Source organism: Pseudomonas sp. Pseusp97, from assembly GCF_047304025.1.
Taxonomy (GTDB): Bacteria; Pseudomonadota; Gammaproteobacteria; order Pseudomonadales; family Pseudomonadaceae; genus Pseudomonas.
Genome location: NZ_JBGLYK010000261.1, coordinates 1 through 6981, shown reverse-complemented (window position 1 = coordinate 6981; position 6981 = coordinate 1). Strand labels below are relative to the sequence as shown.

The following is a 6981-nucleotide window of genomic DNA, read 5'->3' as shown; positions in this document are numbered from 1 at the left end:
TTTTTTTTCCCCCGCCCCGCCCCGTACGTCGCTTTCGCCGCGTGTTGGCCGGCCACCCGCCGGCCCCGGGCGCGGGGGGTAACTCGTGCCCCCCCAACCCCCGCTCCTACAGAAGAGCAGGCCGCGCGTTAAAGGACCTGGTCCGCCACCGCATCCACCGCCGCCTTGGCGATGCCGACGATCTCGTCCGCCTCGGCGCGGGTCAGTACCAGCGGCGGGGCGAAGCCGAGGATGTCGCCGTGGGGCATGGCGCGGGCGATCATGCCGCGTTCCAGGCATGCCGCCGAAACCTTCGGCCCGACCTTCAGCGCCGCATCGAAAGGCGTGCGCGCCTCGCGGTCGGCCATGAACTCCAGCGCCGCCAGCATGCCGTCGCCGCGCACTTCGCCCACCAGGGGATGGCCCTCGAAGGTCTGGCGCAACTGCTGGTTGAGGTAGCCGCCGACCTCCGCCGCATTGGCGGTGATGTTTTCCCGTTCGAGGATGTCCAGGTTGGCCAGCGCCGCCGCCGCGCAAATGGGGTGGCCGGAGTAGGTCCAGCCGTGGCCCATGGCGCCTTCACGGCTGGATGCACTGTCGATCACATCCCAGACCTTCTCGCCGACTATCACCGCGGACAGCGGCGCGTAGGCGCTGGTCAGCCCTTTGGCGGTGGTGATCAGGTCCGGGCGCATGCCATAGCGCTGGCTACCCATCTTGTCGCCGACACGGCCGAAGGCGCAGACCACCTCGTCGGCGATCAGCAGCACGTCGTACTTCGCCAGCACCGCCTGGATCGCCTCCCAGTAGCCCTTGGGCGGGACGATGATGCCGCCGGTACCCATCACCGGTTCGCCGATGAAGGCGGCCACGGTATCCGGGCCTTCGGCGAGGATCAGGTTTTCCAGCTCCTGGGCGCAGTGGCGCACGAAGCTGGCTTCGTCCATGCCGGCCGGGGCCTTGTAGAAGTGCGGGCAGAGGGTGTGCTTGACGCCCTCCACCGGCAGGTCGAAGTGCTGGTGGAAGCTGGCAAGGCCCGTAAGGCTGCCGGTGACGATGCCCGAGCCGTGGTAACCGCGCTGGCGGGAGATGATCTTTTTCTTCTGCGGCCGGCCCAGCACGTTGTTGTAATAGCGCACCAGCTTGACCTGGGTCTCGTTGGCGTCGGAGCCAGAGAGGCCGTAGTAGACCTTCTTCATGCCCGCCGGCGCCCAGTCGCGGATGATCCGCGCGGACAGTTCGATGATCGCCTCGGAGGAATGGCCCACGTAGGTGTGGTAGTAGGCCAGCTGCGTGGCCTGGGCATGGATGGCGTCGGCGACTTCGGTGCGGCCGTAGCCGATGTTCACGCAGTAGAGGCCGGCGAAGGCATCGAGCAGCTCGCGGCCCTGGTGGTCGCGAATGCGCACGCCGGAGGCGCCGGTGATGATCCGCCCCGGCAGCGCGCCGCTGGCGTGGTCGTGGGCGTGAGTGGAAGGGTGCATGAAATGCGCACGGTCGTCTTCGAACAGCTTGGCGTAGTCGGTCATGGCGATGGTCTCCCGGTCAGATGGCGCCGTGGTGCAGGGCGAAGTACTTGGTTTCGACGAAGGGCTCGAAGCCCTCGCTGCCGCCCTCGCGGCCCAGGCCCGAAGCCTTCATGCCGCCGAAGGGAATGGGGTGGCCGGTGAACCTGGCGCCGTTGACCGCCACCATGGCGAACTCCAGGCGCCGCATCAGCGGCCAGATGTGATCCAGGCGTTGCCCGCAAAGGTAGGCGGCCAGGCCGTACTCGGTGTCGTTGGCCAGCCGGACGGCTTCGTCCAGCTCGTCGTAGGCGCTGACGCCGGCAATGGGGGCGAAGTTTTCCTCGCGCCAGATGCGCATCTGCGGCGTGACGTCGGCCAGTACGGTGGGCTGGTGGAACCAGCCGCCCAAGGCATGCGGCTCGCCGCCGGCGAGCAGGCGCGCGCCCTGGTCGATGGCGTCCTGCACGCGCTCGCAGGTGACGTCGAAGGCGCGCTGGTGCATCAGCGGGCCGATCTGGCTGCGCGAGTCGCTGGCCGGGCCGACGCGCAGTTCACGCACGGCGAGGGAGAAGCGCTGCAGGAAGGGTTCGTAGAGTTCGCGGGCGACCAGGATGCGGTTGGCCGCGCAGCAGTCCTGCCCGGAAGTCTGGAACTTGGCGTCGATGGCGAACTGCACCGCCTGCTCCAGATCGGCATCCGGCAGCACGATGAAGGGCGCGTTGCCGCCCAGCTCCAGGGCGACCTTCTTCACGTCCTGGGCGGCGGCCTGCAGGACCAGCTTGCCCACGCGGGTCGAGCCGGTGAAGCTCACGGCGCGCACGCGGCTGTCGCCGACCAGGGTTTCCATGGCCATCTGCGGCTCGCCGAGCACCACGTTGAACACGCCGGCGGGGAAGCCGGCTTCCTCCGCCAGTTGCGCCAGGGCGAAGGCGGAGTAGGGCGTTTCGTGAGCCGGTTTGACCACCACGCTGCAGCCGGCGGCCAGGGCGGCGGCGGCCTTGCGGGTGATCATTGCCGCGGGGAAGTTCCATGGCGTCAGCAGGGCGGCGACGCCAACCGGCTCGACCACCGTGCCCAGGTGCGCGTTGGGGATGTGGCTGGGAATGTTGCGCCCGTTCAGCCGCCGCGCTTCCTCGGCGAACCAGGGGATGAAGCTGGCGGCGTAATCGATCTCGCCGAGCGCTTCGGCCAGCGGCTTGCCCTGTTCCAGGCTGAGGATCTGCGCGAGATCCTCGCGGTGCTGGCGGATCAGCTCGGCCCAGCGGCGCAGCAATGCGCCACGCTCATCCAGGCTGCGCGCACGCCAGGCGGGAAAGGCGGCGGCGGCGGCATCGACAGCACCGATGATCTGCTCGCGGTCGAGCAGCGGCACATGGCCGATGGCTTCGCGGGTGGCGGGGTTGTCGACGGCAATGCTGGTGCCGCTGGCGCTGTGCAGCCAGTGGCCGTTCACATAGCAGAGCGACTTGAACAGCAGCGGATGGGCAAAGGACATGGCGGCATCTCCCGGACGGTTGGCATGGAGACCATGCTAGGGGCCGGGGACGCGCGGTTTTTTCCTAAGCGGGGGATGGCGGCGGCAGATCTTTTCGCAGTTCTGCCGCCGCTGTTGGGCTTTTTCGTGTGGGATCAGGCCGCCGCGGGCTGGCGACGCAGGTTGCGGGTGATGGCGCTGAGCAGCATGCCGTAGAGCGGCACGAAGAGCATCAGCATGACCGCCAGCTTCACGCCGTAGTCGACCCAGGCGATTTCCACCCAGTGCTCGGCCATGAAGGCGTTGTCGCTGTGCCAGAAGGCGATGGAGAAGAAGGTGAAGGTATCCAGCAGGTTGCCGAACAGTGTCGAGACCACCGGCGCGATCCACCACTGGCGCATGCGGCGCAGGCGGTCGAAGACCTGGATGTCGAGGATCTGGCCGAACACGTAGGCCAGGAAGCTGGCCAGGGAAATCCGCGCGACGAAGGTGTTGAATTCGCCCAGGGAAGCGAAGCCCCGGAAGGCGCCTTCCTGGAAGATCACCGAGATCACGTAGGAAGCCAGCAGCGCGGGAATCATCACCCGCGCGATGACCAGCCGCGCCGGGCGCTTGCCGAGCAGGCGGACGGTGAGGTCGGTGGCCAGGAAGATGAACGGGAAGCTGAACGCCCCCCAGGTGGTGTGCCAGCCAAAGAGGGTCATTGGCAGCTGCACCAGATAGTTGCTGGCGATGATGATCAGGATGTGAAACGCGACCAGGCCGGCGAGTGCGCCGCGCCTTGCCGCCGGAAGGGATGCCGACATGCTTTGGGCCTTTTTCGTCGATGGGGTGAGGGAACCCATGCCCGGCACCGTGCCGAGCGGCGCGCATTGTATACGATCCGGACCGGGAAGTCAGGATTTGTTGAGCGTTTTTTGTTCAGTGCGGATGTTTGCATATTCGTAGGAGCGGACTTCGTCCGCGATCGGCCCCGCATCGCGCCGGACACCATCGCGGACGAAGTCCGCTCCTACGCACAGCCCTACACCGGTGCAAATCGGGAGCTGTAGGAGCGAGCTTGCTCGCGAACAGATTTCCCAGCCGCATCGGCGCTGGCCGGGTTCGCGAGCAAGCCCGCTCCTACAAAAAGAAGGCACGGCGTAGGGCGCATAACCTGTTCCAGGTTATTCGCCCTACGCAGCGCCCTGCTCCAGCGCTTCGGCAGGAATCGCCGCATCCAGCGTCTTGATCACCTTGGTGACGATGTAGGTGAAGTAGCGCTCGATGCCCACGTCCTCAAGCAGAAGCTGGTCGATGAAGCGCTGGTAGTGGTCGATGTCGCGGGCCTGGATCATCGCGATGTAGTCCACCCCGCCGCCGGTGGCGTAGCAGAAGCCCACCTCCGGCGCCTGTTGCAGGCGCTGCTCGAAGCGCTTCATGTCCTGCGCGGTGTGGCGCGCCAGGGTGATTTCCACCAGCACCTGCTGTTGCTTGAACAGCGCCGGCCAGTCGATCTGCGCGCGGTAACCCTTGATCAACCCGGCCTCCTCCAGCTTGCGCACGCGCTCCCAGGCCGGGCTGACCGAGAGGTTGATCGCCTCGGCCAGGCTCGACTTGGTGATGCGCCCGTCGCCGGCGAGGATGCGCAGGATCTTCAGGTCATAACGGTCGAGCTTGATCATGGCTGCCTCCCGCGCGGCTCAGCCGAGCACCTCGGCGACCACCGCGAGGGTGTCGCCGCTCTGCACCAGGCCGGGGAAATGCCGCGCGGCGAGGATGCCGCTGCGCTTGGCGCGGTACTCCACCGGCGCGGCGCCGGTACGCAGCACGTCGTGCACCCGCGCCAGTACCTCGCCGCGTTCGACGCGTTCGCCCAGGTCACGGCACATCTCCAGCAGCCCGCCGTGTTCACTGCCGACGAAGCAATCGCCGTCGGGCATGTCGAGCATCACCGAGTTCGCCGGCTCCACTTCGCCACGCAGAATGCCGGCCTGCACCAGCACATTGCGCACACCGCGCCGGGCGATGGCTACGCTGCGCGCGCTGCTGCTGCCGCCGCCGCCCAGTTCGGTGGTGACGAAGAGCTTGCCCTGCTCCTCGGCGGCCGTGTCGTACATGCCCACCGCATCCAGCTCCAGCATGCGCATGGAGTAGGGCGCGGCGAAGGCGCGCATCAGCGCCTCGCTGGCTTCCTGCTGGGCCTTGTCGGGCAGCACGTGGCAGGCGGCGAAAGGCAGGAAGTCCAGGGTGCGGCCGCCGGAATGGATATCCAGCACCACGTCCGCCAGCGGCAGCAGGGTGCGCTGGAAGTAGTCGGCGATCTTCTGCGTCACCGTGCCGTCCGGGCGGCCGGGAAAGCTGCGGTTGAGGTTGCCGGCATCGATGGGCGAGGTGCGCTTGCCGGCGAGGAACGCCGGGGTGTTCATGAACGGCACGATGATCACCCGGCCGCGCACGTCCTCGGCGCGCATCTCCTGGGCCAGGCGGCTGAGCGCCACCGGGCCTTCGTACTCGTCGCCGTGGTTGCCCCCGGTGAGCAGCGCGGTGGGGCCGTCGCCGTTCTTCACCACGCAGACCGGGATCATCACCGCGCCCCAGGCCGAATCGTCCCGCGAGTAGGGCAGCTTGAGATGGCCGTGCTGCACGCCGTCGCGCTGGAAATCGACGCTGGCGGAAATAGGGCTCTCACGAAGCGGCTTGTCGGCTGAATGGGTCATCGCCTCACTCCTTCACGAACAGCTGGCGCGGGTAGTCGCAGAAGGTTTCCACGCCGCGCTCGGTGATGCGGATGCTTTCGGTGATCTCCAGGCCCCAGTCGTCCATCCACAGGCCGGGCATGAAGTGGAAGGTCATGCCCGGTTCCAGCACGCTGTTGTCGCTCGGGCGCAGGCTCATGGTGCGTTCGCCCCAGTCCGGCGGGTAGCTGATGCCGATGGGGTAGCCGCAGCGGCTGTCCTTGTGGATGCCGAACTTCTCCAGCACGCCGAAGAAGGCGCGGGCGATGTCGCCGGTGGTATTGCCCGGTTTGGCCGCGTCCAGCCCGGCGGCGATGCCTTCGACCACGGCCTTTTCCGCGTCGAGGAAGTGCTTGGGCGGCTTGCCGAGGAACACCGTGCGCGACAGCGGGCAGTGGTAGCGCTTGTAGCAGCCGGCGATCTCGAAGAAGGTGCCGGCGCCGCGTTCGAAGGGCGTGTCGTCCCAGGTCAGGTGCGGCGCGCTGGCATCGGCGCCGGTGGGCAGCAGCGGGACGATGGCCGGGTAGTCGCCGCCGTGGCCGTCGGCGCCGAGGATGCCGGTGCTGTAGATCTCCGCCACCAGCTCGTTCTTGCGCATGCCCGGTTCGATGCGTTCGACGATGTGTGCGTGCATCTTCTCGACGATGCGCGCAGCGACGCGCATGTATTCGATCTCGCGCGGGGATTTCACCGCGCGCTGCCAGTTCACCAGGGCCGTGGCGTCGACGAATTTCGCGCTCGGCAGGTTGGCCTGCAGCGAGCGGAAGGCGGCGGCGCTGAAGTAGTAGTTGTCCATTTCAACGCCGATGGTCCGGCCGGACCAGCCGCGCGCCGTGATGACCTCGCGGGACAGGTAATCCATGGGATGGCGCTCGGTGGACTGCACGTAGTGGTCGGGGTAGCCGACGATGTTGTCCGCCTGCATGAACACCGTGCGCCGCGCGCCGTTGGCGTCCTGGCCGCGGCCGAACCAGACCGGCTCGCCCTCCAGCGCCAGCAGCACGCACTGGTGCACGTAGAAGGACCAGCCGTCGTAGCCGGTGAGCCAGGCCATGTTCGACGGGTCGGTGACCAGCAGCAGCTCGATGTTGCGCTCGAGCATGCTGGCGCGGACCTTGGCGATCCGCTGGGCGTATTCCTCCCGGCTGAAGGGGAGGTTGACGACGATTTCGGACATGCGGAAATCCTCTCTCGGGTGTCTTGTTCTGGAACGCAAATGCCTTCGGTGACCCGTAGGATGGGTGGAGCGAAGCGATACCCATCGGCAGTGATCGGCCGCCATTGATGGGTATCGCTTCGCTCC

Annotated in this window: 6 protein-coding genes; all 6 read right to left on the bottom strand. The window is 67.3% G+C overall.

All coding sequences use genetic code 11. The annotated features are described in order from the left end of the window. Positions 1-128: 128 nt before the first annotated feature. Positions 129-1508: an aspartate aminotransferase family protein gene (locus ACCC94_RS26290; RefSeq protein ID WP_413352545.1), complete on the bottom strand. Its 1380-nt coding sequence runs from the start codon at positions 1506-1508 to the stop codon at positions 129-131. A 16-nt stretch (positions 1509-1524) separates the two neighbouring features. Next, the gene (locus tag ACCC94_RS26285; RefSeq protein WP_413352544.1) at positions 1525-2982 is read right to left on the bottom strand and encodes an NAD-dependent succinate-semialdehyde dehydrogenase; all 1458 of its coding nucleotides are present in this window, start codon (positions 2980-2982) and stop codon (positions 1525-1527) included. A gap of 134 nt (positions 2983-3116) precedes the next feature. Then, positions 3117-3767: a 7-cyano-7-deazaguanine/7-aminomethyl-7-deazaguanine transporter gene (locus ACCC94_RS26280; RefSeq protein ID WP_413352543.1), complete on the bottom strand. Its 651-nt coding sequence runs from the start codon at positions 3765-3767 to the stop codon at positions 3117-3119. Between the two features lie 369 nt (positions 3768-4136). Beyond that, entirely contained in the window at positions 4137-4625 is a 489-nt protein-coding gene (locus ACCC94_RS26275) for an Lrp/AsnC family transcriptional regulator (RefSeq protein ID WP_413352542.1), read from the bottom strand. Between the two features lie 18 nt (positions 4626-4643). Then, on the bottom strand, positions 4644-5660 hold the full coding sequence (gene doeB, locus ACCC94_RS26270) for a N(2)-acetyl-L-2,4-diaminobutanoate deacetylase DoeB (RefSeq protein ID WP_413352541.1): 1017 nt from the start codon (positions 5658-5660) through the stop codon (positions 4644-4646). A 4-nt stretch (positions 5661-5664) separates the two neighbouring features. Beyond that, positions 5665-6855, bottom strand: coding sequence for an ectoine hydrolase DoeA (gene doeA / locus ACCC94_RS26265; protein ID WP_413352540.1), 1191 nt, complete (start codon positions 6853-6855; stop codon positions 5665-5667). Positions 6856-6981 lie beyond the last annotated feature (126 nt).